This is a genomic window from Aeromonas sp. ANP5 (assembly GCF_963870295.1).
Lineage (GTDB): Bacteria > Pseudomonadota > Gammaproteobacteria > Enterobacterales > Aeromonadaceae > Aeromonas > Aeromonas veronii.
Map to the genome: position 1 here is coordinate 24,957 of NZ_CAWMRY010000033.1, position 26,710 is coordinate 51,666.

The following is a 26,710-nucleotide window of genomic DNA, read 5'->3' on the forward strand; positions in this document are numbered from 1 at the left end:
TGTTTTTTAGTTTAACTGCTTCATGCACTTATGTCGTCTTTCCTGCGAAGCATAAAAAAGGCCCCGTATCGGGGCCTTCGCATGTGATTGATGATTAATGTCCGCCGTTTGCTTTGGGCGGAATGGTTTCATCGAATACCGGCAAGGGTTTGTGCTCGGAAGCCAGATAGGTGTAGATCACCGGCAGCACGAACAGGGTGAACAGGGTACCGATGGCGAGACCGGCCACGATGACGATACCGATACTGAAACGCTGTGCCGCACCGGCGCCAGCGGCGTAGAGCAGCGGGATCAGACCGGCAATCATGGCGGCAGTGGTCATCAGGATCGGACGCAGACGCACCTTGGCGGCTTGCATCACGGCTTCCATCCGGTTCATGCCGCGCAGCAGCTGCTCTTCCTTTGCTACTTCACAGATCAGGATACCGTGCTTGGTAATCAGACCCACCAGGGTGATGAGGCCCACCTGGGAGTAGATGTTCATGGTCGCCATACCCCATGCAAGGGCAATCAAGGCCCCGCTGATGGCGAGCGGTACAGAGACCATGATGACCAGCGGGTCACGCACCGACTCGAACTGGATCGCCAGCACCAGGAAGATGATGGCCAGTGCCAGCGCGAAAGTTGCATAGAGCGCATTGCCTTCGGTGACGAACTGACGGGCTTCACCCATGAAGTCGTAACGATAGCCTTGCGGCAGCTTCTCGTCGGCGGTGGTCTGGAACCAGTTGATCGCATCACCCATGGCCACGCCCGGAGCCGGAACGGCGCCAATGGTAGCGGAGTTCAGCTGGTTGAAGTGGGGCAGGGCGCGGGGCTCACCAACCACTTCAATGCTGATCAGGCTGCCGAGCGGGATCGACTTGCCGTCGGCGGCTCGCACGTAGTAGCCCTTGATGGACTCCGGATTGAGACGGTACTTGCGCTCGACCTGCGGGATCACCTCGTAGGAGCGGCCATCCAGGTCGATACGGTTGACGTAACCGTCCGCCATCATGGTGCCCATGGTGATACCTATATCCTGCATGGTGATGCCGTAGGCACCCGCCTTGTCCTTGTCGATGCGGATCTTCATGGTGGCGGAGTCGTAGTTCAGATCGAGATCCGAATAGACGAACTGACCGTTACTCTGCGCCGCTGCCAGAATTTCACCGGCCACCAGGAACAGGCTTTCGAAGCTGTTCGGGGTGGTGATGACGAACTGGATCGGCAGACCACTCGATGCACCCGGCAGTTCCGGGAACTGGAAGGTGGTGATGGCCATACCCGGGATGTCTTTCACCAGATTGGCGACCCGGTCCAGCACCTCTTTCTGGCTCGCTTCACGCTGACTCCAGGGCACCATGGAGGCGATACCGAACGCCTGGTTGGCGTTGAACACCCCTGAGAAGACCTGGGAGAAGGCGATCTCGGGCTGGTCGTCCAGGATCTTGTTCACATCCGCCATGGTGTTTTCGATGTAGTCCAGGTTGGCGTTGGACGGTGCGGTACCCAGCACGGCCATTACCCCCTTGTCCTCTGACGGTGCCAGTTCGCTCGGGATGAACTTGAACAGCAGCGGCAGGCTGGCGAAGACGATGACGGCGAACACCACGATGACGGGGCGCTTTTTCATCACGGCGTGCAGCATGCTGTCGTAGCGATCGGTCATCCGTTCCAGCAGGTGGTGGACTGTGCTCTCGAATTTGCCCGGCTGCTCGTTGGCCTTGAGCATCTTGGAACACATCATCGGTGACAGAGTCAGGGCGATGATGCCCGAGACGAACACGGCACCGGCCAAGGTCAGGGCAAACTCCTTGAACAGGGAGCCGGTGATGCCCCCCATCAGGGCGATAGGGGCGTATACCGCCGCCAGAGTAACCGTCATGGCGATAACCGGCACCGCAATTTCACGGGTACCGATAATGGCGGCCCGGAACGGTTCTTCCCCCTCCTTGATATGGCGGTCGACGTTCTCCAGCACCACGATGGCGTCATCCACCACCAGACCGATCGCCAGCACCATCGCCAGCAGGGTCATCAGGTTTATCGAGAAGCCGAACATATCCATCATCATCACCACGCCGATAAGACTGAGCGGAATGGTGATGATCGGGATGATGACCGCGCGGAACGAACCGAGGAACAGGGTGATGACCACCAGAACGATGGCGGCTGCCTCCAGGATGGTCTTGATAACCTCGTGGATGGACTCGTTGATCGCCACTGTTGAGTCATACATCACGTTGAGACGCATGGTGCTCGGCATATTGCGCTCAAGGCTCGGCAGCAACGCCAGCACATCGTGGGCGATGTTGATGGGGTTGGCTGTCGGCGCGGCGTTGACCGCCATGACCACTGCTTCGCGGCCGTTGGCGCTGGCGCGATAGATGTCGTGGCTCTTCTCGAGGGTCACCTTGGCAATGTCGGAAAGGCGGATCACCTTGCCGTCACGGGTCGCAACGACCAGACGCTTCAGCTCGTCGACATCCTTGACCTGGGTCTCGGCGTTGCCGTTGAACAGGGTGAAGTAACCGGTCGCCTGACCTGTCGCGGACTGATAGTTGTTGCTGTTGAGCACCGTCATCACGTCGCTGGCAGTCAGGTTGAAGGCCGCCATCTTGGCCGGATCCAGCCATACCCGCAGGGCAAACTCGACACCGCCGTAGAGGTCAACCTTGGAGACCCCGCCCACGGTAAAGAGCTGCGGCTTGATAACCCGCTCCAGATAGTCGGTGATCTGGCTGGAGTTGAGCTCCGGGCTGGTAAAGCCGAGGTAGAGCACCGCCGTGGTTGAACCGGTGGAGGAGGTGACCGACGGGTCTTCCGCCTCTTTCGGCAACTGGGAGCGCACCGAGTTCACCTTCGCCAGGATGTCGGACAGCGCGGCGTTGGGGTCGGTGTTGAGCTTCATGTACGCAGTGATGGTGGAGCTGCCCAGCTGGCTGGAGGAGGTCATGAAGTCGATGTTGTCGGCTTGCGCGACAGCCTGTTCCAACGGCTGGGTGATGAACCCCTGGATCAGATCAGAACTGGCGCCATAGTAGCCAGTGCTGACGGTGATCACCGTGTTGGTCACCTCGGGGTATTCCCGTACCTGCATCTTGAAGATGGCCTGAAAGCCCAGCAAGGCGATCAGGAAGCTGAGCGAGATCGCCAGCACAGGCCGTTTTATAAATATGTCAGTAAATCGCATCGCAGATCTCCGCGCTTACAGCATCGGGGTTTGTGCCGGAACGGCCAGGGCATCGTTCTCGACCACATGCACCTTGGTGTCGTTGCTCAGGCGAACCTGACCCGACAGTACGATCTGGTCACCGGCCTGGATGCCGGAGAGCACATGCACATCGTTGCCACGGCGCTCGCCCGCCTTGACCACAACCTGCTTGGCTCGCAGCACTTTCACCTTGTTACCCTCTTTGTCGGTCTCTTCGCCCTCTTTGAGCACGTAGACGTTCTGACCGTAAAGGGTGAAGGAGATAGCGGTTTGCGGGATCACAATCTGATCTTTCACCGTCGGCAGAATTATGCTGGCGCGGGCGAACATACCGGAACGGAGCTGACCGTCGTTGTTCGGAATGTCTGCCTGTACCTGGATCAGGCCGCTCTGGAAGTTGACCGCAGGCTCGATGGCGGTGATATGACCGTCAAACTGGGTTTGCGGATAGGCATCCACATTGATCTTGATGGTCTGGCCCAGCTTGATTTTGGAGATATCGGTCTGGGGCACGGTGAAGCGCAGGCGCATCACGCTGGTATCCTCCAGGCGCACGATATCGGTGCCCGGCTGCAGATACTGACCGAGGAACACATTGCGCAGGCCGACCACGCCGCTAAAGGGCGCACGCACTTCACGACGGGCAATGGTCGCCTTCAGACTCTCGATATCCGCTTCCAGCGAGCGATAGGCCGCTTCGGCTTCATCCAGCTGCTCTTTGGAGATGGAGCTGGTCTTGTAGAGGTTCTGGAAACGATCGAACTTGGCTTTTGCCGCCGGCAGCTTGGCCTGGGAGGCGCGCAGATTGGCCCGCTCCACGGTGGAGTCCAGGCTCAGCAGCAGCTGGTCAGCCTTGACCGGTTTGCCCGACTCGAAGGTGATGGCATCAATGGTGCCGGCCAGTTCGGTGGAGAGGGTCACCCCCTGATTCGGTTCTATGAAGCCGATCGCTTCGATGGTCGGTACCCAATCCTGCGCCTTGGTCACCATGGCGGTGACGGGGAACTCGGGTTCCGGCCGGTTGGCCATGTATTGGGCAATCATCTTCTGTTTGAACAAATTGAAGCCGATGACGCTGCCAAACAAGGCGATCGCTATCAGCAACATAATGGCCATCCACTTTTTCATGAACAGGCTCCTGAGGTGGAAAGATTGGGGGATAAAATGGCATTCCAGCTGGCCCGGATCGCGGTTTCCAACTGCGATTCGGTCAGCGTGATGTTGTGCACCCTGCACTGCAGGGCCAGATGCATGACACTGTCCAGACTCAACACCTGGAGTGCCCGTATCGGTAAATCAATAAACAATCCTTGTTCAACGCCCTGTTCAAAAAATCGGTCCAGAGGCTCCCAGGCAGCCAGAATGACAGGATTGGTCTCCAATTCTGCCCCTAGCGGAGAGCTCTCGTACTGCAATTTGCACCGGATAGCGTTGGGTTCGTTAACAAAAATGGCATGAATATTGAGCCATAATTGGCGAAATTGTTGAAATGAAACTTTATCGATTGCTACATCGGCCATGACCATGGGCACACACTGCAAGATAGTGTGCTGGTGCAGTTGCCGGATCAGATCATCCTTGTCGCCGAAGTAACGATAGATGGTGCCGGTGGCAACATTGGCCTTCTTGGCGACTTCCGCAATCGACAGACCATGAAAACCCCGTTCACCCAGCACCTCATGGGCCGCGTTGAAGATGCTCTCTTTTTTATCCAGAATCATCAGTGTGACTTTCGATTGAATGAACGTTCATTCATTCTAGATGGGCATCAAATCAAGTCAAGGCAGCAAGGCGATTTGCGACTGCGATCTGCCCCTTTTCGGCTGTCAGCTGGGGAATAGTGGAAGAAAAGTGCGCAATGTGCTTGAAAAAACAACGAACAGTGTTTCGGTGACAGAAAAGTGTAGACAAACCAGCAACCATCATTAATAATGCGCCCCGTTCGACAGCGTAGCGCCCGTAGCTCAGCTGGATAGAGCGCTGCCCTCCGGAGGCAGAGGTCACAGGTTCGAATCCTGTCGGGCGCACCATCAAAAGTGCGTCGGTTAAACGGGCGTTGTTGTGGAACGAAAACAGCTGTGGTGGCTGTAGCTCAGTTGGTAGAGTCCCGGATTGTGATTCCGGTTGTCGTGGGTTCGAGCCCCATCAGCCACCCCATTTTACAGCTTGTCAGGTACGCGAAGGTGGCGGAATTGGTAGACGCGCTAGCTTCAGGTGTTAGTGCCCCCCGGGTGTGAGGGTTCGAGTCCCTCTCTTCGCACCATACTTGCTGTATGACGAGGATGACCATCAGGTCGTCTTTGTTTTTTTGAAGTAAACTATTTTGAAAGAAATAGCCTCGGTGATTAGCGCAGTCCGGTAGCGCATCTGGTTTGGGACCAGAGGGTCAAAGGTTCGAATCCTTTATCACCGACCACATTTAGAAAAACCTCGCTTCGGCGGGGTTTTTTGCTTTCTGGCCTCCGCCGTGCCAGTACTCTCTCCCTGTTACGTCTGTTTACACTCTATTTGGGCAGCGCGCCCCGCCTTTCGGTTATGCTTCAGCCTCGAGTCACTGACAAGCGGATGTCATCGGCCCATTTCAGGCATTTTTCCATGAATAACAAAATTTCCTTTGCTTGCTCTCCTGCCCTGCTGGCTGCCTTGCTGCTGGGGGGCTGTACCATCAAGCCGCCATCCACCGATGTGATGATGGGTTCCATTGCTTCACAACCGCAGGAGGAGCGCTCTCTCTCCCCCTTGCTGACCAGCGGTGATTTTTGCGTTGCTGTGTCCCAAAAAAAGGTGTTGGCACAACCTTGCAGCGGAAAAGACGATCAACTGTTCGAGTGGGATCTGGGTGAGTTGCGCTTGCAGGATCTCTGTTTGCAAGCCAAAAACGACAGCGAAGTGATGCTGGCACCCTGTGACGGTCAGGCGCAGTGGGAGTGGCAGAAAGACAGGCTGTTCAACAGCAAGGTCTCCCGCTGCCTCGATGTGGCCGGACGACGCCATACCCCCGGCACGCCGCTGCGACTGGCTGAATGCTACGGCGGGGCGAACCAGAGCTTCAGCTGGCAGCGGCCCAATCCCTGGCTGGAGACCCTGAAAAAACAAAGCCTCACATGGTGAGGCTTTGCTGACTCGGATGTCGGTATGAAGAGGCTCAGGCAGCGCTGACGCTCTCCAGTTCGAACAGCTTTTCCAGATAGACGGCGACGCCATCTTCGTCGGAGGTGAGGGTCTGCTCATACTCCGGCAGTGCCATTTTCAGGCGGTCATGGGCGTTGCCCATCACGATGCCGCGTCCCACCATGGTCAACATCTCGAAGTCGTTCATGCCATCGCCGAAGGCGATCGCCTCGGACATATCGAACCCGTTCTGCTCCAGCACGGCACGCACCGCATTACCCTTGTGCACCCCGGCGTGCATCACTTCGAGGCAGTCCGGCAATGAGAAGGTGACGTTGAGCTGATCGCCATAGCGCTGGTTGAGGTGTGCCTCGATCTTCAGCAGCTTCTCGTGGTCGCCGATGTAGAACACCTTGTTGATCTGCTCTTTCGGTTCCTGTTTCAGGTCATCGACCAGGCGGTAGGTGAACCCTGACTCGTCGTGGAACTGCAGCAGCCAGGGCAGCTCTTCTTCCACCACCCAGTCATCACCCTGATAGACATTGAGGTGGATAGAGGGGTCGCGCTCCAGCGCAATCAGTTCGGCGGCGATCTCGGTCGGCAGCGGCTGGTTGAAAATCAGCTGATCCTGTTTGTCATGGACCACGGCGCCATTGGAAGTAATGAGGTAGATGTCCATCCCCAGCGCATCGCGGAAGCTGCGTACGTCAACGTGATGACGGCCGGTGGCGACCACGAATTTCACACCTTGTTCTACCAGACGGTGCAGGGTATCCCGGGTACGGGGAGAGATCTGGTGCTGCTTGTTGAGCAGAGTGCCATCGAGATCGGATACAACTACCTTGAACATCATTACCTCGGCATTGATTGAAAACAGGGGCAGTTTACCTTAGCCCGCACTGTCACCCCATTTATTTAGGGTTACAAAAAATAGCCAGCTCAGAAGCGGGCGAAAAAGTCGACCATCGCGGTCAGGGCGGGCTGGCGCTTGTCATCGGATTCGATAAACAGCTCGTGCCAGGCACCCTCGATGCGCAGTGGTTTGCCCCCTTCGCACTTGGCTATGGTGCAGAAGCGATCCTGTGCGGCATTGTCCACCACGCTGTCGCTGCCAGCCTGCAGCACCAGCAGCGGGGTTTTGATGGCGCCCGCATCGGCGATGGCGGCATCGGCACCGGTGATCCCCTGATAAATCCAGTGGGCGGTCGCGCCACCCAGCTTGATCTGCGGGTGCTGCTCGTAGATTTGGCGGAAGGCTTGATAGCGGGACTGACTGTGAGTCAGCTCGTTGTCGGCAAAGCCGTGATCCTGATAGGCGCCCTGACCGGGGCCGTAGGGAGGCTCACCAATCCAACCGCCGACCGTGCCTATGGTGCTCGCCAATCCCTTGGCCAGCCACTTGGGCAGACCGCCGAGATTGATGCCCAGCATGGGGGAGGAGAGCACGGCCGCCTTGATATCATCGGGCCAGCGTTCCAGATAGCGGGCCGAGATGGCGCCGCCCATGGAGTGGGCCAGTAGGAACAGCTTGGCAGGCTGGTCCGCCATGATGATCTGGTCGTGAAACTGCTTGAGATCGACCACATAATCGTCGAACTGGTCGACATATCCCTTCTGCGGGTCATCCAGCATCCGATCGGACATCCCCTGACCGCGATGGTCGATGAGATAGAGGCTGTAGCCCTGACGCCAGAGATCCCACGCCAGCTCCTGATACTTGAGGTAGCTCTCGACCCGGCCATTGACGATGAGGATGGCGCGATCGACCTTGGCTTGCCGTAGCGCGGCATAGCGGATGGTCACCCCATCCTTGCCCTTGAACTCCCCTTCAACCGCATGCTGGCGCCAGAAGTCGGGCAGGGTTTGCTGGTAGAGGCTGGGTACATCGGCTTCGCTGGTGAGCTGATAGGTATTGGTCACGGCAAGGGCTCCGGCAGAAAACAGGGTCAGGGCCAACAGGGAAAGAGAGAGGGGTTTCATCAGGCACACTCCTGTTGCCAATGGTGATAAAGGGCAGCGATATCCCCCGAGCAGAGCAGCGCCATGCTGGCTTGCAAGTTAGGCAGGGGCCAGTCCCACCACTGCATCTCTTGCAGCATGAGGATCTGCTCATCGCTGAAACGGCAGCGGATCGGTTGGGCCGGGTTGCCGCCGACTATGGTGTAAGGGGCCACATCTTTGGTCACCACGGCGCGGGTGGCGATGACGGCGCCATCACCTATGGTGATGCCGGGCATGATCATCGCTTCCGAGCCGATCCAGACATCGTTGCCAATCCGGGTGTCCCCCTTGCGCAGAAAGCCGCTGCAGGCCCCTTCGCCAAAGGTGTCGGGATTGAACGGGAAGGTGGAGACCCAATCCAGCCGGTGGCCCTGATTGCCCGCCAGCATGAAGGTGGCGCCCGAGCCGATGGAGCAGAACTTGCCGATGAGCAGCCGATCCACCTCGCCCCAGAGGCCGCTCTCCCAGGTGTCGCGGGTCGAGCCATCGCCGAGCAGGTAACGGACGCAGTGATCCTCGAACGGTTTGCCGTGGTAGTAGCCGGAGTAGTAGCTGTAGTCGCCGGCCTCTATGTTCGGGTTGGTCAGGTGATCCCGGATGATTTGCGATTCCAGCCAGCTGCCAAAAGGGTTCTCCATCACTCCTCCTGCGGATCGTCCTGTTCGCTTTGCTGCGCCCACCCTTTGCGGGTCAGCTGCATCCGTTGCCACCACTCTTCGTCCGCCAGAATTTCACCGGCCGGGCCGAGCTGGGGGTAGGGCATCTCTTTCTCTTTGCAGAGCTGGGCATAGATAGGATAACCCCCCTCGAACAGGATGCTGTTCTGCTCCTCCAGTGTGAGCGGGCAGCCGCGCTGATAGCAACCTGACAGCTCGCGCTGGCGCTGCGCCTCGTAGAGGATGGCGGCGGCAGCCACCGAGACGTTGAGGGACTGCACCATGCCCACCATGGGAATGACGATATGGTGGTCGGCCAGCGCCAGCGCCTCTTCACCGATGCCGTGTTTCTCCTGACCCACCAGAATGGCGGTCGGTTTGGTGTAATCGATGGCGCGAAAATCGACCGAGCTGTCTGAGAGGTGAGTTGCCAGGATCTGCATGCCTGAAGCTTTCAGCTCGGCAACGGCTGTGCCGATATCTGGGTGCAGTTTTACATCCACCCAGTTCTGGCTGCCGCGGGCGGTGCCCTTGCGCTTGTGGATCCAGGTTTTGGGCCAGACCGCGTGTACCCGGTGGATGCCGATGGCATCGGCGGTACGCACGATGGCGGCCAGATTGTGAGGTTTGTGTACCTCTTCCATACAGACGGTCAAATCGAGCTGACGCTGGGCCAGCATATCGGTGATGCGCTTGAAGCGTTCGGGGGTCATGGCTTGTCTCTATAAAAGCAGCAGGCGGCTTGCGCCGCCTGTGTTCAGTTCTTCTGTCGGCTCACCTTGAGCACGTTGGGCATCACGCGGATCTTGCGCATGATGTTGGCCAGGTGGATGCGGCTCTTGGTGGTGATGAGCAGGCTGACCTGATAGACCCGGCCATCCTTCTCTTCGGTGCTGATGGCGTGAATATTGGCGCCGGTGGCGGCAATCACGTTGGCCAGCTCGGCCAGCGCACCCTGATGGTTGACGATCTCGATGCTGATGCCGGTGCGGAACTCCTGTTCCTGCTCCTTGTCCACTTCCCACTGCACTGGCAGGTACTTGTCCGGCTCCTTGCTGTAGCCCTTGATGTTGCGGCAGGCTTCCTGGTGGATCACCAGACCCTTGCCCGGGCTGATGTGGGCGATAATGGCATCCCCCGGGATCGGACGGCAGCAGTTGGCGAAGGTGACCAGCATGCCGTCGGCACCCTTGATCGGCATCTTCTTGCTGCTGGACTTGGGTTGCTCTTCCGGCGGCAGTTCATCCCCCAACATGCGGCGCGCCACCATGACACTCATGGCGTTGCCAAGGCCCACATCGGCCAGCAGCCCCTGCAGGTTCTCATGCTTGGTATCGGCGAGCACCTGCTTGATGCGCGGCTCGGGGATGTCTTCGATATTCTTGGCGCCCAGCGCATGGTTGAGCAGGCGGCGACCCAACACCACCGACTCTTCGGTGCGCAGGTTCTTGAGGAACTGGCGGATCTTGGAGCGTGCCTTGGTGGTCACCACAAAGTTGAGCCAGGCCGCGTTGGGGCGAGCCCCCGGCGCCGTGATTATCTCCACCGTCTGGCCCGAGTGCAGTGGGCTGCTGAGCGGGTAGGGGTGGCGGTCGACCCGCGAACCGACGCAGGCGTGGCCGATGTCGGTGTGCACCGTGTAGGCGAAGTCCACCGGCGTGGCGCCAGCGGGCAGCTCCATGATGCGTCCTTCCGGCGTGAACACGTAGATCTCGTCGGGGAAGAGGTCGGTTTTGACCCCTTCGATGAATTCAAACGAGCTGCCGGCGCTCTGTTGCAATTCCAGCAGGCTCTGCATCCAGCGCTGGGCGCGGATCTGGGCGGTAGTGCCCGAACTGTCGCCATCCTGCTTGTAGGCCCAGTGGGCGGCAACCCCTTTGTCGGCCATCTGATCCATGAACTCGGTGCGGATCTGTACCTCGACCGGCACTCCGTGCGGCCCCACCAGCGAGGTGTGCAGCGACTGGTAGCCGTTGGTCTTGGGGATGGCGATGTAATCCTTGAAGCGGCCGGGGCGCGGTTTGTAGAGGCTGTGCATCTGCCCCAGCACCCGGTAACAGGTATCTATGTCCTTCACCTTGACCCGAAAGGCGTAGATATCCATTACCTCATGAAATTGCAGCTCTTTTTTCTCCATCTTGTTGTAGATGGAGAAAAGATTCTTCTCGCGGCCACTGACCTGATGCTCGATCCCCGCCTCTTTCAGGCGACCGCTGATTTCGCTCTGGATGGAGTCGATGATCTCGCGGCGATTGCCACGGGCGCGGCGCACCGATTCGCGCAGCACGCGGGATCGCATCGGATAGAGCGCCTCGAAGCCCAGCTCTTCCAGCTCGTTCTTCATGGTGTGAATACCGAGGCGGTTGGCGATGGGGGCGAAGATTTCGAGGGTTTCCCGGGCGATGCGGCGGCGTTTGTCAGGGCGCAGGGAGCCCAGGGTGCGCATGTTGTGGGTGCGGTCGGCCAGCTTGATCAGAATGACCCGGATATCCTGGGTCATTGCCATCACCATCTTGCGGAAGTTCTCGGCCTGCGCCTCTTTGCGATCGCGAAACTTCAGCTTGTCGAGCTTGGAGACCCCGGCCACCAGTTCTGCAACCGCATTGCCGAATTGTTCGGCCAGATCGGCCTTGGTGACAGAGGTGTCTTCAATGACGTCGTGCAGCACGGCGGCCATCAGGGTTTCATGATCGAGGCGCATGTCACCCAGAATCCGGGCAACGGCAACAGGGTGGGTGATATAGGGTTCGCCACTGGAACGCATCTGACCCTGGTGGGCATCACGGGCCACCACATAGGCTTGCTTGAGCTTCTCAACCTGCTCTGGCGGCAGGTAGGAACTGGCTATTTCTTTAAGGTTTTCAAATAAATACAAGACAGTCCCCGCAGTGGTAAAACGGCAATTCGTGGAATTGAGGGTATAGCCCTGAGTTTGCGAGGTTTTCGAGCGGTTGTAAATGGGGATGAACAGTCGACACCCGGGCGGGTGCCGACTATGGGAAAAGACTTACTTAACCGCGGCCTTCGGCGATGGCAGCGACGGCAGCCAGCTCGGCGGCTTCCTGCTCTTGCTGCTCGTAACGGTCCTGGGTGTCCATCACCTGATTGTTCACCAGACCCAGCTCGATCTCACGCAGGGCGATCACGGTCGGCTTGTCGTTCTCTTCGTCGACCAGGGGATCTTTACCTTGAACCGCGATTTGACGGGCGCGGCGCGCGGCGACCAGCACCAGGTCAAAACGGTTACCTACCTGTTTTACAGCATCTTCTACAGTAACGCGTGCCATGCAGGACTCCAGTTATGTGGGCTTTCTGTATTCAGAAAAGCAGTGTTTAAAAATGACGCAAAAGTTTACTCGTTTTTGACTTACTCTGCCAGTAACTGTTGCAGCAAGTTTTGTTGTGCCTGCTGTTGCTGGCGCATCTCCAGCCGTTGGCACTCAATAATGGACCTGAGCTGGAACAGCGCCTGCTCGAAGTCTTCATTGATAATGACATAGTCATACTCGTCGTAGTGCACCATTTCGGCAATGGCTTTCGCCATCCGGCCGGCAATCACTTCGGCGCTGTCCTGACCGCGCCCAATCAGGCGGCGTTCCAGCTCTTCGCGGCTGGGGGGCAGGATGAAAATGGATTTGGTCGGCATTTGCTCGCGGATCTGGCGGGCACCCTGCCAGTCGATGTCGAGGAATACGTCGATCCCCTTGGCCAGACAGGCTTCGATGGCGGCGCGTGAGGTGCCGTAGTAGTTGCCGAACACTTCGGCCCACTCCAGAAAATCACCGCGTTCGATCAGCGCCTTGAACTCTTCCACCTGGACGAAGTGGTAGTGGACGCCGTGCACTTCGCCCGGGCGGGTAGCGCGCGTGGTGTGGGAAACTGACAGCTGCATTTTGCCAGCTTGATTGTGGTTGGTCAGCAAGGCATTGAGCAGACTGGATTTACCTGCGCCGCTCGGAGAAGAGATGATATAGAGAGTGCCTTGTTGCGCCATGTTATTACCTTTAATCGAAACCGCTGTTTTGGTTGTAGCAGAGACCGCCGTCTTGTGCCCGAAAGGGAGACAGCCAAACGCAAAACACGGAAAAAATTGAGTCAGGGGGATATAAAGGCGGCGAATTTTACCAGAATGCGGCGAATAAAAAAACGGCCGGAATCATATTCCAGCCGATCAAAGTATTCGTAGCTTGCTGCGGGAGCGTAACCCACATCAGCCTGCATTGTGCCTTTGGCTGAGGGCAGAGGCTATCAGGTTATCCCTGCCTGATGGCTCGGAATTCCCGAGGTGCCCTGTCACTACGGCAGCTGACGATCGGCGCAGAGGCGATCGAAGGCGGCGATGACCTGCTCGCTGGTGATTTTGCTCATGGCATCGGGATCCTTGAGGCGGGTGCGCCAGCCGAGCTCGGCCAGCGGTTTGCCGGTCTCCTGCTCAATCAGGGTCTGATAGACGCTGACGACATAATCCCGGCAGAGATAGGGGCCGGTGCGGGCCGGATTGTGGTGGGCATAGAGGCCGATGACCGGTGTGCCGACAATGGTGGCCATATGGGTTGGGCCGGTGTCGGGGGCCAGCACCAGACTCGCCTCACCAATCAGCGCCAATAGCTGCTTGAGATTGGTTTGCCCCACCAGATCGACCGGCTTGCTCTGGCTCAGTTGCCGGATCTCGGCGGCCAGATCCCGCTCCAGTTTGGCCGGTCCGCCACAGAGATAGACCTGAAAACCCTTGCTGGCTGCGTGATCCGCCAGTGCGGCATAGCCCGCAGCCGTCCAGTTTTTGAACGCCTTGCTGGCGGCGGCGCAGATCAGCAGGGTCGGTTTGCCACCAATCTTCTCCTTTGCCCAAGCTTGGTGTTCGGCGCTGATGGGCAGCTGCCAATCCGGGGTCAGATCCTTGATGCCGAGCTCTTTGGCGAAAGCGAGGAAACCGTCCAGCACGTGGGGAGAGGCAGGCGAAGGCACCTTGTGGTTGGTGAACAGCCACTGGCCGTCGTTGGCCCGCTCCCGATCAAACCCGAGTTTGACCTTGGCCTTGATGCCGAGGGTCGCGATGCTGGCCCGCATCGCCGCCTGCAGGTGGAGCAGGGCATCGAATTTGCGCCCCTTGAGGGTATGCCAGAGATCGCGATAGCCGCGCCACCCCTTGCTCTTGTCGAAGGGGATCACCTCGACCTCGGGCAGATCGGCAAACAGGGTTGCCTCGATTTTGCCGGTGATCCAGGTGATACGGGTCTGTGGCCACTCCCGCTGGATGACGCGCACCAGCGCCAGTGCGTGGCAGCAATCCCCGATGGCGGAGAGCCGCAGGATGCAGATGGAGGAGGGAGGCGTTTGAAATAGCGGCATGTTGTGGCGCACGGCTGGCAAAAAGGGTGGATGGCATTATGCAAACTCCCCTCTGGATTGTAAAATTGCGCACAATCGTCAGCCGGGCTTTGCCACCTGAATAGCAGCCGCCATGGCTGGCACATGTTGCGGGCATGCCACAGTCGCAGCCTCATCGCCCATAAACAGGGGCGATCAACGACCCACCGAGCGGGATCTCCACGATGCGAGTACAGACCGAACACAACCAGATCTGCTGGTATGCCGAAGGGGCCTTTCGCGACCCATCTCCCCAGTTATTCGATCCTGCCTGGTGGCAGAACAACCGTCAGGTGGTGGGAACCTCCATCGGACGGGGAGTGACCTGGTTCGTCAAGGATGAGTCCCGCCATCTGGTGCTGCGCCACTACTATCGCGGCGGCATGGTGGGCAAGGTGGTGCGGGATCGCTTTTGGTTCGAAGGGGTCGAGTCGAGCCGCGCCATGGCCGAATACACCCTGCTGGCCAAGTTGTGTGAGCTGGGGCTGCCGGTGCCGCGTCCGTTTGGCGCCCGTATGGTCAAACAGGGCCCCTTCTATCGCGCCGATATCCTGATCGAGCGAATTCGCGGTGCCAAGGATATGGTGGCGCTGCTCAAGCAGGGGCCGGTGGTGACCGAGGTGTGGCACAAGATAGGTCAGACGGTGCGTCAGTTGCACGATGCCGGGGTCTATCACGCCGATCTCAACAGTCACAACCTGCTGCTCGATAAAGAGGGCAAGGTGTGGGTGATCGATTTTGACAAGGGTGCGATCCGTTCCCCCGGCGAATGGCAGAAGGCCAATCTGGAACGCTTGCTTCGTTCATTCAATAAAGAGTCTCAACTGCATACCAGTTTCCACTTCGTACCGGAGAACTGGCAGACCTTGATGAACGGGTATCAGGGAAAAGCGCTCTGACCCTGTTGCTCGGCGTGAACGCCAATGTTACTTATTGAGCAGGTATTCAGATCCTGTTTCGAGGCGCCCCATGGAAATGCTCAAGACACCTTTGGTCGATGTGACTGCCCGGCTGGATCCGGGTCTGCTGTCTGATGCCATGGCGCTGCTGGAGGCGGGGATCTGGACTTGGTCAGCCCAACATGGACTACAGCGTGATCCCTCCTGCCTGCGATTGCTGGGATTGGGAGAGAGCTGGCCGGATGATCTTGGCTGGCTGGATCGGGTTCACCCCGACGATGTTGCCCGACTGGAAGATGCCCTGCTCGCCTGCCAGAGTGGCCGCAGCAGTGGTCTGCGCCTCGAATACCGCATTCTGCATCATCACGGCCACTACATCCGGCTGGAAGAGCGGATGCGTCGCGATGAGCGGGGCTATCTGCTGGGGGTTGTCCGTCACCTCGATCCCGCTGTCGTGCTGGTGGAGGAGCGACATGGCACCGATCCGCTGACCGGTCTGGAGAGCCGTGGCCGCTTCGAACAGCTTCTGGAGGAGCGGCTGGCGACCGAGAGCGGCACTTTCTGTCTACTGCAGTTCTCGGTCGATCACATGGCCAAAATTCAGCAATTGTTTGGCGAAGCGGCTTGCGACGCCATGCTGGCCAAGCTGGCGCGTATTGTGCGTCAAGAATTGCGGCGGGAAGATCCCTTCGCCCGCTGGGATGAGGATGGCTTTATTCTGATGCTCTCCCGCACCGAGCGGATGAAGGGGCTGGAGATCGCCGAGCGGCTGCGCCTCGAGATTGCCGATGCCAGCCTGCTGTCGCAGCGACCGGTCACCGTCAGTATCGGGCTGGTGCAGAGTCAGGCTGGCGAGCAGCTCGATCATCTGCTGGCCCGACTGGCCAGCTGTCACAGTCAGGCCAGACGGGAGCACAACACCGTCGTCGGCTGAGTGTGGTCAGGGTTGGGCGCGCTTGTCACGCTGGCAGATCCAGAGCGAGGCCAGCATCAGCAGGCCGCCGATGGTCAGTCGGGTCAGGTCGGTATCCTTGCCCCAGAGCAGCAGATTGACCAGCAAGCCGGCCGGAATGAGCGCATTGTTCATGATGGCCAGCACCCCACTGGTGACCAGCGTCGCCCCCTTGTTCCAGAGGAAGTAGCCGAGGCCGGAGGCACCCACCCCCAACCAGAGCAGAATGCCCCACTGCAACCCTGACGTTGGGTATTGCGGCTTGCCCAGCAGCCACCAGGCGGGCAGTGCGATCACCAGCGCTCCCAGATAGAAGCAGCCGAACACCGCCAGTTGCGGCGGTTGCTCCGCCTCCCTTGCCAGCAGTACCTTGTAGCCCACTTGACCCAGGGCGAAACAGAGGTTGGCCCCCTGCACCACCAGAAATCCCAGCACATAGCTTTCGGTCAGGCCGTCGAAGCGGATGACGGCAGCCCCGAGCACCGCCAGCAGGGCACCCCACAGATAAACAGGCTTGAAGCGGCGCTCCAGCAGATCGTGGAGCAGGGTGACGTAGATGGGGGTGAAGATGGTAAAGACCAGCACTTCCGGCACCGTCAGCAGCAGGAAGGAGTGGTAGTAGAAGAGATACATGATGCCGAGCTGGATGGCGCCCAGCGCCATCAGCTTGGCCGCCAGATCGGGGCGCAGCCAGCGGCGGCGCAGGAAGGGGAGAAACACCAGACTGGCGAGGGCGATGCGGGTCAGCACCGAGAAGTAGGCATCCACCTGGCCAGCGAGGTAGACCCCGATAAGGCTGAAGGAGAATGACCAGAGCAGGGTGACCCCTATCAAGTAGTTCATGTGTTTGATTTATCGTCAGTTGTCAATTTTAAGGGGGCTATGATGGCCGAGATGGAAGCGGCAATCCAGCGTTTATGGGGGCGATTGCCACAGGTCGGAGCATTTTCCTTTACCGCCAACAATGGCGAGGGGTCGGCGACCGACTGGAATGGTCGGGGCGAGGGGGGTGTGCAGGTGACCGATCATCAGGGGGGCTGGCTCTTTAACGAGCGGGGTCGCTACACCACGCCTCATGGCAGGGAGCTCGCCATGCACAACCGCTTCTGGTGGCAGCGCAGCGAACGGGGGATCCGCCTCTCCCATCTGCGTTATCAAGCGCCGGTCGAACTGTTCGAGCTGCTGCCGCAGGGGGATGGCCGCTGGCTGACCGCCGAGCCCCATCTGTGCGGGGCGGATCACTACAGCGCCGAGTTGACCGAGATCGACGGCGGTTTTCTGCTGAGCTGGCAGATCACCGGGCCGCGCAAGAACGAGCGACTCAGCTATCGCTATCTGATCTGACGCCGGCTGGCAGGCATAAAAAAACCGGCGCAGAGCGCCGGTAGCGGGGGACAAATCGGAGGTTTTTTAAAACAGTCCCAAAAACAGGAGAGATAGACTCTCGTCACACATTCAGAGATGGACTTCAGGCATTCAGGGCATAGCTCAGCATGGCTTGCAACTTGCTATCGAAGAACCAGGGCAGCAGTACCATCAGCAGGCCCAGGATCCCGGCCAGCCGCTGGCGATACTGCCAGCCGGCAATCAGGACCAGACCGCCGCACAGGGTGGTCAAGATGCCTGACATAGGGTTGCCTCACGCTGTACACGACGCTGTTGGGCCCACTGGTTCATGGCGACCGAGCCGAGGATCAGGGCCAGAGCAACACCTGTGGTGGGGTGGATCTGCTCGCCGAGGAACAGGGCACCCAGCATCACGCCGAACAGCGGCACCAGATAGTTGCTGAAGGAGGCGAACGTCGGGCCGGCCTTCTGGATCAGCGCCATGTAGAGGAAATAGACCAGACCGGTACAGAGGGTACCCAGCACGGTGATCGCGCTCAGAGCCTGGGTGCTCGGCAGGGTCAGGCTGCTGAGGTCAACCATGAAGGGGGCGACCAGCAGCAACTGGATTGCCGAGGAGATCAGGATATTGCGGGCGACCACGACCGGATGGTCCTTGGCGAAGCGCTTGATCATCAGCAGGCCGATGGCGAAGCAGCTGGCACCCAGCAGGATGGCCATGGCACCGAGCAGACCGGCGTTCATGCCTTGGGAGAGTTTCGGCCAGAACAGGGTGAGCACACCGGCAAAGCCGATGATCACGGAAAGCAGGCCGGTTTTGGTGATTCTTTCACCAGAAATAAACAGCGGTGCAGCCAGAATGGTCACAAACGGGATACAACCCATGACCACGGCGGCGATGGCGCTATCCACATACTGTTGGCCCCAGGCGACCATGATGAAGGGGATGGTGGCATCCAGCAGGGCGATCAGCATATAGGTGCGCCACGGGGTGTGCTCACTCTTGAGCCGCATGAACAGGCAGAGCAGACCCAGGGTCAGGCTGCCGCACAGGGCACGACCGGCAGCCACCAGAATGGGGGGCAACTCGGCAACGGCCTGGTGCATGAAAATGAACTGGGAACCCCACAGCAGGCCAATGGCCAGCAATAACAGATAGCTACGCATTTGAATCTCCGATGTATTAAGCCAGCGCATTCTAGGCAATCTGTTACTATGGTAAAAATGAATTGTTGGCATTTAACTATGGCTAATATCGATGGATAGCTCGCTCGCCCGTCTCGACCTCAACCTGCTCGCCGTATTCGACATGCTGATGCAGGAGCGCAATGTCACCCGTGCCGCCGAACGGCTGCATCTCTCCCAATCCACCGTCAGTCACGCCTTGGGGCGGCTGAGGGTGGCGCTGGATGACCCGCTGTTCGTGATGAGTCGGCGCGAGATGATGCCGACCGAGCGGGCCAAGGCGCTGGCAGGGCCGGTGCGCCAGGCGCTGGCGATGCTGGAGCAGGGGTTGCGGCAGGCCAAGGGGTTTGATCCCGCCACCGCGCGGCGGATTTTCCGCATCGCTACCCCGGGCTCGGTGGAGCACGGGCTGGTGCCGGTGCTGGTGGAGAGGCTCCATCGGCAGGCCCCTCACTGTCGGCTGGAGGTGTGCGAACTGGCCGACAGCAACTACGAGCGGGAGCTGGAGAAGGGTGAGCTGGATCTGGTGATAGGTTTCGCCGGGGCTAATCACCTCTCACCCCGCTTGTGGCGGGAGGAGTGGTTCAACAACCCGCTGGTCTGCCTGTCGCCGCTCGGCAGCGAGTTGCCCGATGTGCTGACCCCGGTCGAGCTGGTGAGCCGTCCCCACATCCACACCTCCAGCTGGGGTCACAGTCAGGCGATGGTGGAGCTCTGGCTGGCCCGCTTCGGGGTGGAGCGGGAGCTGGGCGTGCGGTTGCCGAGCTTTATGGCGGTGCCGCCGCTGATGGCGACCGGCCGCTATCTGGTGGTGGTGCCCGAGATGATCGGACGCCACTTCTGCCGCTACTACCCGCTGCGGATGCACCAGCTCGACCCCGCCATCCCGATCGTCTACCTGATGGCGGGGCACCCGCTCACCGCCCACGACGAGGCGATCGGCTGGTTCAAGAGCCTGTTGCACCAGCTGGTGTTCGACCTCTACGGCGACGATGCGCTCGGGACTCCCGCTCAGCGGATGCTGGCGAAGTAATCCAGCCCCATGGCGCTTTTCACCTCCGCCAATACCTCATCGGTGATGATGCGGGCCTGCTCGGTGCCCTGATAGAGCAGTTCCAGCAGCATCTTCTTGTCGGCAATGGCCGCGGCCCGGCGCTCCCGCATCGGGGCGAGCAGGGTCTGCAGGCAGTCATTGAGCACCTGTTTGCAGCGCATGTCCCCCAGTCCGCCGCGCCGGTAGTGCGCCTTCATTTCGGCGACCAGCGCCTTGTCGGGATGGAAAGCATCCAGATAGGCGAACACCGTATTTCCCTCCACCTGACCGGGATCGCTCACCTTGAGGTGGTTGGGGTCGGTATACATGGCGAACACCGCCTGTTTGATCTCTTCCGCCGACATGCCGAGCTCTATGGTATTGCCGAGGGATTTGGACATCTTGGCCTTGCCGTCGATGCCGGGCAGGCGGCCGGTGTCGCTCAGGATCGGCTGGCATTCGGTCAGCACCTCTTTGCCTACCAGAGAGTTGAAGCGGCGGACGATTTCGTTGGTCTGCTCCAGCATCGGCAGCTGATCTTCCCCGACCGGCACATGGCTGGCGCGAAAGGCGGTGATGTCGGCTGCCTGACTGACCGGATAGACCAGAAAACCGGCCGGCAGCGTGCGTTCGAACCCTTTCTGCTGGATCTCCGCCTTGACGGTGGGATTGCGCTCCAGCCGGGCGACGCTGACCAGATTGAGGTAGTAGCAGGTGAGTTCGGCGAGGGCGGGCAGGGCGCTCTGCAAACAGAAGGTGGTCTTGGCCGGGTCGAGGCCGACCGCCAGATAGTCGGCCATCACCTCCAGCACGTTGTCGGTCACCTTGGCCGGATTGTGGCCGTTGTCGGTCAACGCCTGCAGATCGGCGATCATCACGAATTGCCGGTAGTGGTGCTGGGCTTCGACGCGCTGGCGCAGGGAGCCGACATAGTGGCCGATGTGCAGTTTGCCGGTGGGACGATCGCCAGTCAGGATTACGGGGTTGTGCATGTCACTCTCTCCAGTTGGGTGAGCCGGGAGGCGACAAAGGGATAAAAACAGTTGACCGCCTCTCGGCGGTCACGGTGTTTTCTTTGGGAAATTTACAATAGAAACGCGGTGCCGCCTGTTTAGGAGCAGCACCACCAGTAGTTGTGATTGAATGCGGTCATATTCATAGCAAATCAAACTACGCCGGTTTCATTACTTCTGCAAGGGGACGACCAGCAGATCGCAGGGCACCGTATTCATCAGCTGACGGGCGCTCGAGGTGAGCAGGCTCCAGAAGCTCTGGCGATGGCCGCATACCAGCAGGTCGATCTCGTACTCCTTGACCGCCTGATTGACTCGCTCGCTCAGATCGCCGCAGATCACCAGCTTCTTCTCGATGGGATAGTCCACCGAGGCGAGGAAGGCCTCCAGCTTCTCTTTCGCTTCGGCGATCACCTGATCCTGCACGTTGTCGATGTCGATATCGATCATCTCGGTGTAGAGATCCTTGAGGTCCACATCGACATGGATAACCGACAGCTTGGCGCCGTTGGAGCGGGCTCTGTCCACCGCCTTGTCGATCACCTTGCGGTTGTCTTCAGAGAGGTCGATCGCAGCCAGAATATGCTTGTAATAGGTTGTTCCACTCATGGGGGTTCTCCTTACCGATCCTTCAGCCCACTATACCAATCTCTGCTGAAACTAAAATGGTGCCTCAGGCACAGTTTTGGGATTTAAATGAGTTTAATGACGTGTGACACAGGGTCAGCCACTCAGTTATTAACCACTATTTGCCTATAAATTAAACAAGAGTTTGACGCCGGTCACACCCCTCGGCTTGCCGATCAGGGGGGAGAGGCATAGGATGGGCCCGTGCTTCGCAATGAACACAAAACAACAAAAAGCATCTGAATACCGCTTTGGGGAGCCACGTGCTCCCTTTTGTTTTTCTGCCTCATTTCTTGCCGCTTTTCTGACTGATAGCGATCCGGCATCAAGTTAATCTCCTTCGATTTGGTTATGCTGTAGCCAGTTTCTTTGGAGGCCTTCCCATGATCATTCATCCGCAGATTCAAGGTTGTGTTGCCCGCAACTGTCACCCCATCGGCTGTCGCGCCGCCGTGCAGCAGCAGATCGAACGCATCAAGGCTGCTGGCCCGTTCAACGGCCCCAAGCGGGTGCTGGTGCTGGGTGCCTCCTCCGGGTTCGGACTGGCGTCGCGCATTGCGCTTGCCTTCGGTGCCGGTGCCGACACCATTGGCATCTCCTTCGAGCGTGGCCCCTCCGACAAAGGATTGGGTAGCGCCGGCTGGTACAACAACATCTGGTTTCGCAACGCGGCGGAGCAAGAGGGGCGTATCGCCATCAATCTGATTGGTGATGCCTTCTCCGATGGCATGCGCCAGCAGGCCATCGACACCATCCGCCAGCAGCTGGGGCAGGTGGATCTGGTGATCTACTCGCTCGCGAGCGGCATCCGGGTGCTGCCCGACGGCACGCAAGTGCGCTCGGTGCTCAAGACCACCGGCCAACCATTCAGCGGTTGGGGGTTGGATCTGGAGCGCGATACCTTGGTGCAGCAGTCGCTGGCACCTGCCACGCCGGAGGAGATCCGCGACACCGTCACCGTGATGGGGGGCGAGGATTGGCAGCTCTGGATGCAGGCGTTGCAGCAGGCCGATTGTCTCGCTCCCGGCGCGCAGACCGTCGCCTACTCCTATATCGGCCCCGAATCCACCTATCCCCTCTATCGGGATGGCACCATCGGTTATGCCAAGGAGCATCTGCACGCCACCGCCGAGACCATCAACCTGCAGCTGGCCGAGATCGGTGGCCACGCCTGGGTGTCGGTCTGCAAGGCGCTGGTGACCAAGGCGAGCGCCTATATTCCGGTGCTGCCGGTTTATCTCGGCCTGCTGATGGGGGTTATGAAGGAGCGCGGTGTGCACGAAGGCTGCATCGAGCAGATGCAGCGACTGTTTGCCGCCAAGATGTACGGGCCCAATGGGGTGGTGGCCGATGGCAACCGGCTGATCCGGATGGATGATCACGAGCTCGACTCGGCCATTCAGGCTGCCGTTTCGGCGCTCTGGCCCAAGGTGACGCCGGAGAATTTCCACGCGCTGGGGGACTTTGCCGGGCTGCGGCAGGATTTCATGCAGCTCAACGGCTTCGAGCTGCCGGGCGTCGATTATGCTGCGCCGGTGGATGTCGCCTCCCTTGGGGAGCTGACCCCCTGAGCTGAAAGAAACGGGATCTCCCTCTCGTTGGCGGGTTGATTCGTGACGGGAGTGTGGCGACAATCGATACCAAATCACTGAGGAGAAACAAGATGCTGGCCCAAGCCATGATCGAGAAGTTGAACGAGCAGATTAACCTGGAGTTCTACTCCTCCAATCTCTATCTGCAGATGAGCGCCTGGTGCGAAGACAAGGGCTTTGAGGGGGCGGCGACCTTCCTGCGTCAGCACGCGGTCGAGGAGCGCCAGCACATGGAGCGTCTGTTCACCTATGTGAGCGAGACCGGCGCCATGCCCAAGCTGGGTGCCATCGATGCCCCTCCCCACGAGTTCAAGTCGCTGGGCGACGTGTTCCGCACCACTCTGGAGCACGAGTATCACATCACCAAGTGCATCAATGGTCTGGCCCACGTAGCCTTCACCACTCAGGACTACTCCACCTTCAACTTCCTGCAGTGGTATGTGGCTGAGCAGCATGAAGAGGAGAAGCTGTTCAAGAGCATCGTCGACCGTCTGGGTCTGGTGGGTGAAGATGGCAAAGGCCTCTACTTCATCGACAAGGAGCTGGCCGAACTGGCCAAGGGCGCCCCTGCCAGCATCATGGACAGCAACGCCTGATAGTCGTGGACACTTAGTGTTCAGCCAGTACAATAACGGCCCTTTTAAGGGCCGTTATTTATTCTGGTGTGCAGCCACTATGGCTGTGTTCCGCCAGAGGCAATCTCGGTTCTGGCCAAGTGCCGTTTCTATTTTGATAAGTGAGTGATGATGAAGCAGGTCGATGTGGTGGTGATCGGGGCCGGTGCGGCCGGATTGATGTGTGCAGCGCAGGCGGGCTACCGTGGCCGCTCCGTGCTGGTGCTCGACAACGCCAAGAAGCCGGGCCGCAAGATCCTCATCAGTGGCGGTGGCCGCTGCAACTTCACCAACCATCAGGCTGGCGCTCACGCCTACCTGTCGGAGAATCCCCACTTCAGCAAGTCGGCGCTGGCCCGCTACACCCAGCAGGATTTCATCGATCTGGTGGATCGCCACGGGGTCAACTATCACGAGCGCACCCTGGGGCAGCTGTTCTGCCTCGAGAGTGCCAAGGATATCGTCGATGTGCTGCTCACCGAGTGTGACTGGGCCGGGGTGACCCTGCAGTTCCAGACCGAGATCCTCACTGTCAGCAAACAGGATGAGGGTTTTGTGCTGACCACCAGCAAGGGTGAGATCGGCTGTCACTCGCTGGTGGTGGCGACCGGCGGTCTCTCCATGCCCAAGCTGGGCGCGACCCCTTATGGATTTAAGCTGGCGGAGCAGTTCGGCCTCAAGGTGCTGCCGACCCGCGCCGGTCTGGTGCCCTTTACCCTCCATCAGGCAGAGAAAGAGGCGTTCGCCGATCTGGCGGGCATCAGCCTGCCGGTGGCGGTGACCGCCGAGGATTGCACCCGCTTCAAGGAGGCGATGCTGTTCACCCACCGCGGCCTCTCCGGCCCCGTCATCCTGCAGATCTCCTCCTACTGGCATGCCGGCGAGAAGATCCACATCAACCTGCTGCCGGAGCTGGATATTCCGGCCGCCCTGCGTGAGTGGGCGCAGGCACACCCCGCGCAGGAGCTGAAAACCGTGCTGGGGCGCGAGCTGCCCAAGCGCTTCGTCGACAAGCTGGTGGAGCTGGGTCAGCTGGTCAGCAAGCCGATGCGCCAATACAACGAGCGGGAACTTGAGGCGATCGCCAACCTGCTGGGTGACTGGCAGATCCTGCCCAACGGCACCGAGGGGTATCGCACCGCCGAAGTGACCCTGGGCGGCGTCGATACCAACGAGCTCTCCTCCAAGACCATGGAAGCGCGCAAGGTACCGGGCCTCTACTTCATCGGCGAAGTGGTGGATGTGACCGGCTGGCTGGGTGGCTACAACTTCCAGTGGGCCTGGTCCTCCGGCTGGGTGGCCGGTCAGTACTGTTGATGTCACAGGGGCTGGTTTATCCGGCCCCGATTTATTGGTCAGGGTTATGGTGATCGGTCGGGTTGCCGCAAGGGGGCGCAGATGCTTGAGAATCAGATGATGTTGTTGGCGGTGTTCGAACGGGCGGCGCTGATGCTGATGACCCTCTTCTTCCTGACCCGCACCCGGCCGTTCCAGCGGCTGTTCCAGAAGCGGGATCACACCCCGGCAGAGCTGGTGCTGGTGGCCTCCATCTTCTGCTTGTTTGCGGTGTTCAGTACCTACACCGGCATTCCGGTGGAGGGGGCGCTGATCAACGTGCGGATCATTGCCATCATCTCCGGTGGCATCCTGTTCGGCCCCTGGGTTGGCATTCCGGCCGGGGTCATCTCGGGGCTGCACCGCTACCTCATCGACATGGATGGCCACACCTCGATCCCGTGCCTCATCGCCAGCATCATCGCCGGTCTGCTGGCTACCTGGCTGCATCTGCGCTGCCGCAAGTCACGGCTCTGGCTCTACGGCATTTTGGCGGGGATGCTCTGCGAAGGGCTGACCATGCTGCTGATCTGGCTGCTGACCGAGCCGCATGAGGTGGGGGTGGAGATCGTCAACCATATCGCCTATCCGATGATCGCCGGGGCGCTCTGCATCGGCCTCATCATCAAGCTGGTGCAGGATCTGGATGACGAGAAGGAGCTGATTGCCGCCAAGCAGGCCAAGCTGGCGCTCGATATCGCCAACAAGACGCTGCCCTTCTTCCAGAACATCGATCGCCACTCCCTCAGTCAGGTGTGCGATGTGATCCGGCGCGACATCAGCGCCGATGCGGTGGCCATCACAGATACCCATGACGTGCTGGCCTATGTCGGGGTGGGCAAGGACTATTACGAGCTGGATGAGCACCACGCCATCAGCGGCATGACCCAGCAGGCGGTGCTGCTCGACCAGATCATCATCAACAACGATTTGCGCCAGTATCACCTCTCCGATTTCCACTCGGTCATCATTATTCCGCTGCGGGAAAACGGCTCGGTGAGCGGCACCCTCAAGATCTACTATCGCCGTACCCACAGCATCACCAGTTCCCTGCGGGAGATGGCGGTGGGCCTCTCCCAGCTCATCTCCACCCAGATGGAGGTGTCGCGCATCGAGCAGCTCAAGGAGATGACCCGCAAGGCGGAATTCACCGCGCTGCAGAGCAAGATCAACCCGCACTTCCTGTTCAATGCCCTCAACGCCATCTCGTCGCTGATCCGCATCCGGCCCCAGCAGGCGCGCCAGCTGATCGCCAATCTGGCGGACTACCTGCGCTACAACCTCAACAAGGGGGATGAACTCATCGACATTCAGGAGGAGCTGCAGCAGGTGCGCGACTACGTGGCCATCGAGCAGGCTCGCTTCGGCGACAAGCTGGAGGTGGTGTTCGAGGTGGACGATGTGCACATTCAGGTGCCGAGCCTGCTGTTGCAGCCGCTGGTGGAAAACGCCATCCTGCACGGCATCCAGCCCCGCAGCGCGCCGGGTCGGGTCACCATCGAGGTGAAGCAGCTGGCGGGCGGCATCCGGGTAGCGGTGCGGGACACCGGCTACGGCATCAGTCAGGCGGTGATCGACGGGGTGGCCGCCGGTCGGGTGGAGAGCCGCAGCATCGGCCTGATGAACGTGCATCAGCGGGTCAAGTTGCTCTATGGCGATGGCCTGCATCTCAAGCGGCTGGAGCCGGGTACCGAGGTGAGTTTCTATCTGCCGGATCAGGAGTCGATGCCATGCTGAGAGCCATCATGGTTGAGGATAAGTGTGTGCCGCGAGAGGTGTTGT

The 26,710-nt window shown here is 59.6% G+C and carries 25 protein-coding genes and 4 tRNA genes; 13 read left to right on the top strand and 16 right to left on the bottom strand.

The features are described 5' to 3' along the window. Positions 1–94 precede the first annotated feature (94 nt). The 3 genes from AACT07_RS17070 to AACT07_RS17080 are packed head-to-tail and all read right to left on the bottom strand — an operon-like array spanning position 95 to position 4,917. On the bottom strand, positions 95–3,175 hold the full coding sequence (locus AACT07_RS17070) for a multidrug efflux RND transporter permease subunit (RefSeq protein ID WP_005355755.1): 3,081 nt from the start codon (positions 3,173–3,175) through the stop codon (positions 95–97). 15 nt (positions 3,176–3,190) lie between these two features. Further along, entirely contained in the window at positions 3,191–4,324 is a 1,134-nt protein-coding gene (locus AACT07_RS17075) for an efflux RND transporter periplasmic adaptor subunit (RefSeq protein WP_005355753.1), read from the bottom strand. Then, a complete protein-coding gene (locus AACT07_RS17080) occupies positions 4,321–4,917 on the bottom strand; it encodes a TetR/AcrR family transcriptional regulator (RefSeq protein WP_005339267.1) in 597 nt (198 codons plus the stop codon). The genes AACT07_RS17075 and AACT07_RS17080 overlap by 4 nt, the downstream gene beginning before the upstream one ends. Before the next feature lie 232 nt (positions 4,918–5,149). Between AACT07_RS17080 and AACT07_RS17085 the strand changes: the two genes are divergently transcribed. From AACT07_RS17085 to AACT07_RS17105, 5 genes are all read left to right on the top strand, one after another. Then, a tRNA-Arg gene (locus tag AACT07_RS17085) sits at positions 5,150–5,226 on the top strand. 51 nt (positions 5,227–5,277) lie between these two features. Further along, a tRNA-His gene (locus AACT07_RS17090) sits at positions 5,278–5,353 on the top strand. Between the two features lie 20 nt (positions 5,354–5,373). After that, positions 5,374–5,459: transfer RNA gene (locus tag AACT07_RS17095), tRNA-Leu, on the top strand. Between the two features lie 76 nt (positions 5,460–5,535). Beyond that, positions 5,536–5,612 (top strand) — tRNA-Pro (locus AACT07_RS17100). A gap of 179 nt (positions 5,613–5,791) precedes the next feature. Next, on the top strand, positions 5,792–6,307 hold the full coding sequence (locus AACT07_RS17105; protein WP_069529106.1) for a ricin-type beta-trefoil lectin domain protein: 516 nt from the start codon (positions 5,792–5,794) through the stop codon (positions 6,305–6,307). A 34-nt stretch (positions 6,308–6,341) separates the two neighbouring features. On the opposite strand, the gene AACT07_RS17110 is transcribed toward AACT07_RS17105, so the two are convergent. From AACT07_RS17110 to AACT07_RS17145, 8 genes are all read right to left on the bottom strand, one after another. After that, positions 6,342–7,157, bottom strand: a complete 816-nt coding sequence (locus AACT07_RS17110; RefSeq protein WP_005339262.1) for a Cof-type HAD-IIB family hydrolase — start codon at positions 7,155–7,157, stop codon at positions 6,342–6,344. Between the two features lie 89 nt (positions 7,158–7,246). Next, positions 7,247–8,287: an alpha/beta fold hydrolase gene (locus AACT07_RS17115; protein ID WP_069529107.1), complete on the bottom strand. Its 1,041-nt coding sequence runs from the start codon at positions 8,285–8,287 to the stop codon at positions 7,247–7,249. After that, positions 8,287–8,946: a CatB-related O-acetyltransferase gene (locus AACT07_RS17120; protein ID WP_069529109.1), complete on the bottom strand. Its 660-nt coding sequence runs from the start codon at positions 8,944–8,946 to the stop codon at positions 8,287–8,289. The genes AACT07_RS17115 and AACT07_RS17120 overlap by 1 nt, the downstream gene beginning before the upstream one ends. After that, entirely contained in the window at positions 8,946–9,677 is a 732-nt protein-coding gene (trmH, locus tag AACT07_RS17125; RefSeq protein WP_069529110.1) for a tRNA (guanosine(18)-2'-O)-methyltransferase TrmH, read from the bottom strand. The genes AACT07_RS17120 and trmH overlap by 1 nt, the downstream gene beginning before the upstream one ends. 44 nt (positions 9,678–9,721) lie before the next feature. Next, positions 9,722–11,839, bottom strand: coding sequence for a bifunctional GTP diphosphokinase/guanosine-3',5'-bis pyrophosphate 3'-pyrophosphohydrolase (gene spoT / locus AACT07_RS17130; protein ID WP_019446267.1), 2,118 nt, complete (start codon positions 11,837–11,839; stop codon positions 9,722–9,724). Between the two features lie 136 nt (positions 11,840–11,975). Beyond that, positions 11,976–12,251 carry a DNA-directed RNA polymerase subunit omega gene (gene rpoZ, locus AACT07_RS17135; RefSeq protein ID WP_005307060.1) on the bottom strand — a complete coding sequence of 92 codons (276 nt, stop codon included), beginning with the start codon at positions 12,249–12,251 and terminating at the stop codon, positions 11,976–11,978. Between the two features lie 80 nt (positions 12,252–12,331). Next, a complete protein-coding gene (gmk, locus tag AACT07_RS17140; protein ID WP_069529112.1) occupies positions 12,332–12,958 on the bottom strand; it encodes a guanylate kinase in 627 nt (208 codons plus the stop codon). Positions 12,959–13,260: 302 nt separating this feature from the next. Further along, complete coding sequence (locus AACT07_RS17145; RefSeq protein WP_069529139.1) at positions 13,261–14,313, bottom strand: glycosyltransferase family 9 protein; 1,053 nt, start codon at positions 14,311–14,313, stop codon at positions 13,261–13,263. A 203-nt stretch (positions 14,314–14,516) separates the two neighbouring features. On the opposite strand from AACT07_RS17145, the gene AACT07_RS17150 reads away from it, so the two are divergent. After that, positions 14,517–15,230, top strand: coding sequence for a 3-deoxy-D-manno-octulosonic acid kinase (locus AACT07_RS17150; protein WP_005342265.1), 714 nt, complete (start codon positions 14,517–14,519; stop codon positions 15,228–15,230). A gap of 70 nt (positions 15,231–15,300) precedes the next feature. After that, complete coding sequence (locus AACT07_RS17155; RefSeq protein ID WP_069529115.1) at positions 15,301–16,164, top strand: GGDEF domain-containing protein; 864 nt, start codon at positions 15,301–15,303, stop codon at positions 16,162–16,164. Positions 16,165–16,170: 6 nt separating this feature from the next. Here the strand turns inward: AACT07_RS17155 and AACT07_RS17160 are convergent, their stop codons facing one another. Next, positions 16,171–17,025 (bottom strand): carboxylate/amino acid/amine transporter, encoded by an 855-nt coding sequence (locus AACT07_RS17160; protein ID WP_069529117.1) that lies wholly within the window; start codon positions 17,023–17,025, stop codon positions 16,171–16,173. Between the two features lie 39 nt (positions 17,026–17,064). On the opposite strand from AACT07_RS17160, the gene AACT07_RS17165 reads away from it, so the two are divergent. After that, a complete protein-coding gene (locus AACT07_RS17165) occupies positions 17,065–17,526 on the top strand; it encodes a DUF6314 family protein (RefSeq protein WP_083250001.1) in 462 nt (153 codons plus the stop codon). Positions 17,527–17,650: 124 nt separating this feature from the next. Here the strand turns inward: AACT07_RS17165 and AACT07_RS17170 are convergent, their stop codons facing one another. Both AACT07_RS17170 and AACT07_RS17175 read right to left on the bottom strand, forming a co-directional pair. Further along, complete coding sequence (locus tag AACT07_RS17170) at positions 17,651–17,812, bottom strand: hypothetical protein (RefSeq protein WP_005339236.1); 162 nt, start codon at positions 17,810–17,812, stop codon at positions 17,651–17,653. Next, positions 17,797–18,696, bottom strand: coding sequence for a DMT family transporter (locus tag AACT07_RS17175; RefSeq protein WP_005339234.1), 900 nt, complete (start codon positions 18,694–18,696; stop codon positions 17,797–17,799). Before AACT07_RS17175 ends, AACT07_RS17170 begins: the two co-directional genes overlap by 16 nt. 91 nt (positions 18,697–18,787) lie before the next feature. Here AACT07_RS17175 and AACT07_RS17180 point away from each other — a divergent pair, with 91 nt between their 5' ends. After that, the gene (locus tag AACT07_RS17180) at positions 18,788–19,747 is read left to right on the top strand and encodes a LysR family transcriptional regulator (RefSeq protein WP_005339232.1); all 960 of its coding nucleotides are present in this window, start codon (positions 18,788–18,790) and stop codon (positions 19,745–19,747) included. Here AACT07_RS17180 and trpS read toward each other — a convergent pair. Together trpS and AACT07_RS17190 are read right to left on the bottom strand one after the other, a co-directional pair. Continuing rightward, positions 19,726–20,739: a tryptophan--tRNA ligase gene (gene trpS, locus AACT07_RS17185; protein ID WP_069529120.1), complete on the bottom strand. Its 1,014-nt coding sequence runs from the start codon at positions 20,737–20,739 to the stop codon at positions 19,726–19,728. The two genes, AACT07_RS17180 and trpS, sit on opposite strands and share 22 nt — an antisense overlap. Positions 20,740–20,931: 192 nt before the next feature. Further along, complete coding sequence (locus tag AACT07_RS17190) at positions 20,932–21,369, bottom strand: universal stress protein (RefSeq protein ID WP_005339229.1); 438 nt, start codon at positions 21,367–21,369, stop codon at positions 20,932–20,934. Positions 21,370–21,770: 401 nt separating this feature from the next. Between AACT07_RS17190 and fabV the strand changes: the two genes are divergently transcribed. From fabV to AACT07_RS17210, 4 genes are all read left to right on the top strand, one after another. After that, positions 21,771–22,958 (top strand): enoyl-ACP reductase FabV, encoded by a 1,188-nt coding sequence (fabV, locus tag AACT07_RS17195; RefSeq protein ID WP_069529122.1) that lies wholly within the window; start codon positions 21,771–21,773, stop codon positions 22,956–22,958. A gap of 92 nt (positions 22,959–23,050) precedes the next feature. Next, entirely contained in the window at positions 23,051–23,575 is a 525-nt protein-coding gene (gene ftnA / locus AACT07_RS17200; protein WP_005339225.1) for a non-heme ferritin, read from the top strand. Between the two features lie 150 nt (positions 23,576–23,725). Then, positions 23,726–24,910 (top strand): NAD(P)/FAD-dependent oxidoreductase, encoded by a 1,185-nt coding sequence (locus AACT07_RS17205; RefSeq protein ID WP_083250002.1) that lies wholly within the window; start codon positions 23,726–23,728, stop codon positions 24,908–24,910. Between the two features lie 81 nt (positions 24,911–24,991). Next, entirely contained in the window at positions 24,992–26,665 is a 1,674-nt protein-coding gene (locus tag AACT07_RS17210) for a sensor histidine kinase (RefSeq protein WP_069529125.1), read from the top strand. The last annotated feature ends 45 nt before the right edge of the window (positions 26,666–26,710 follow it).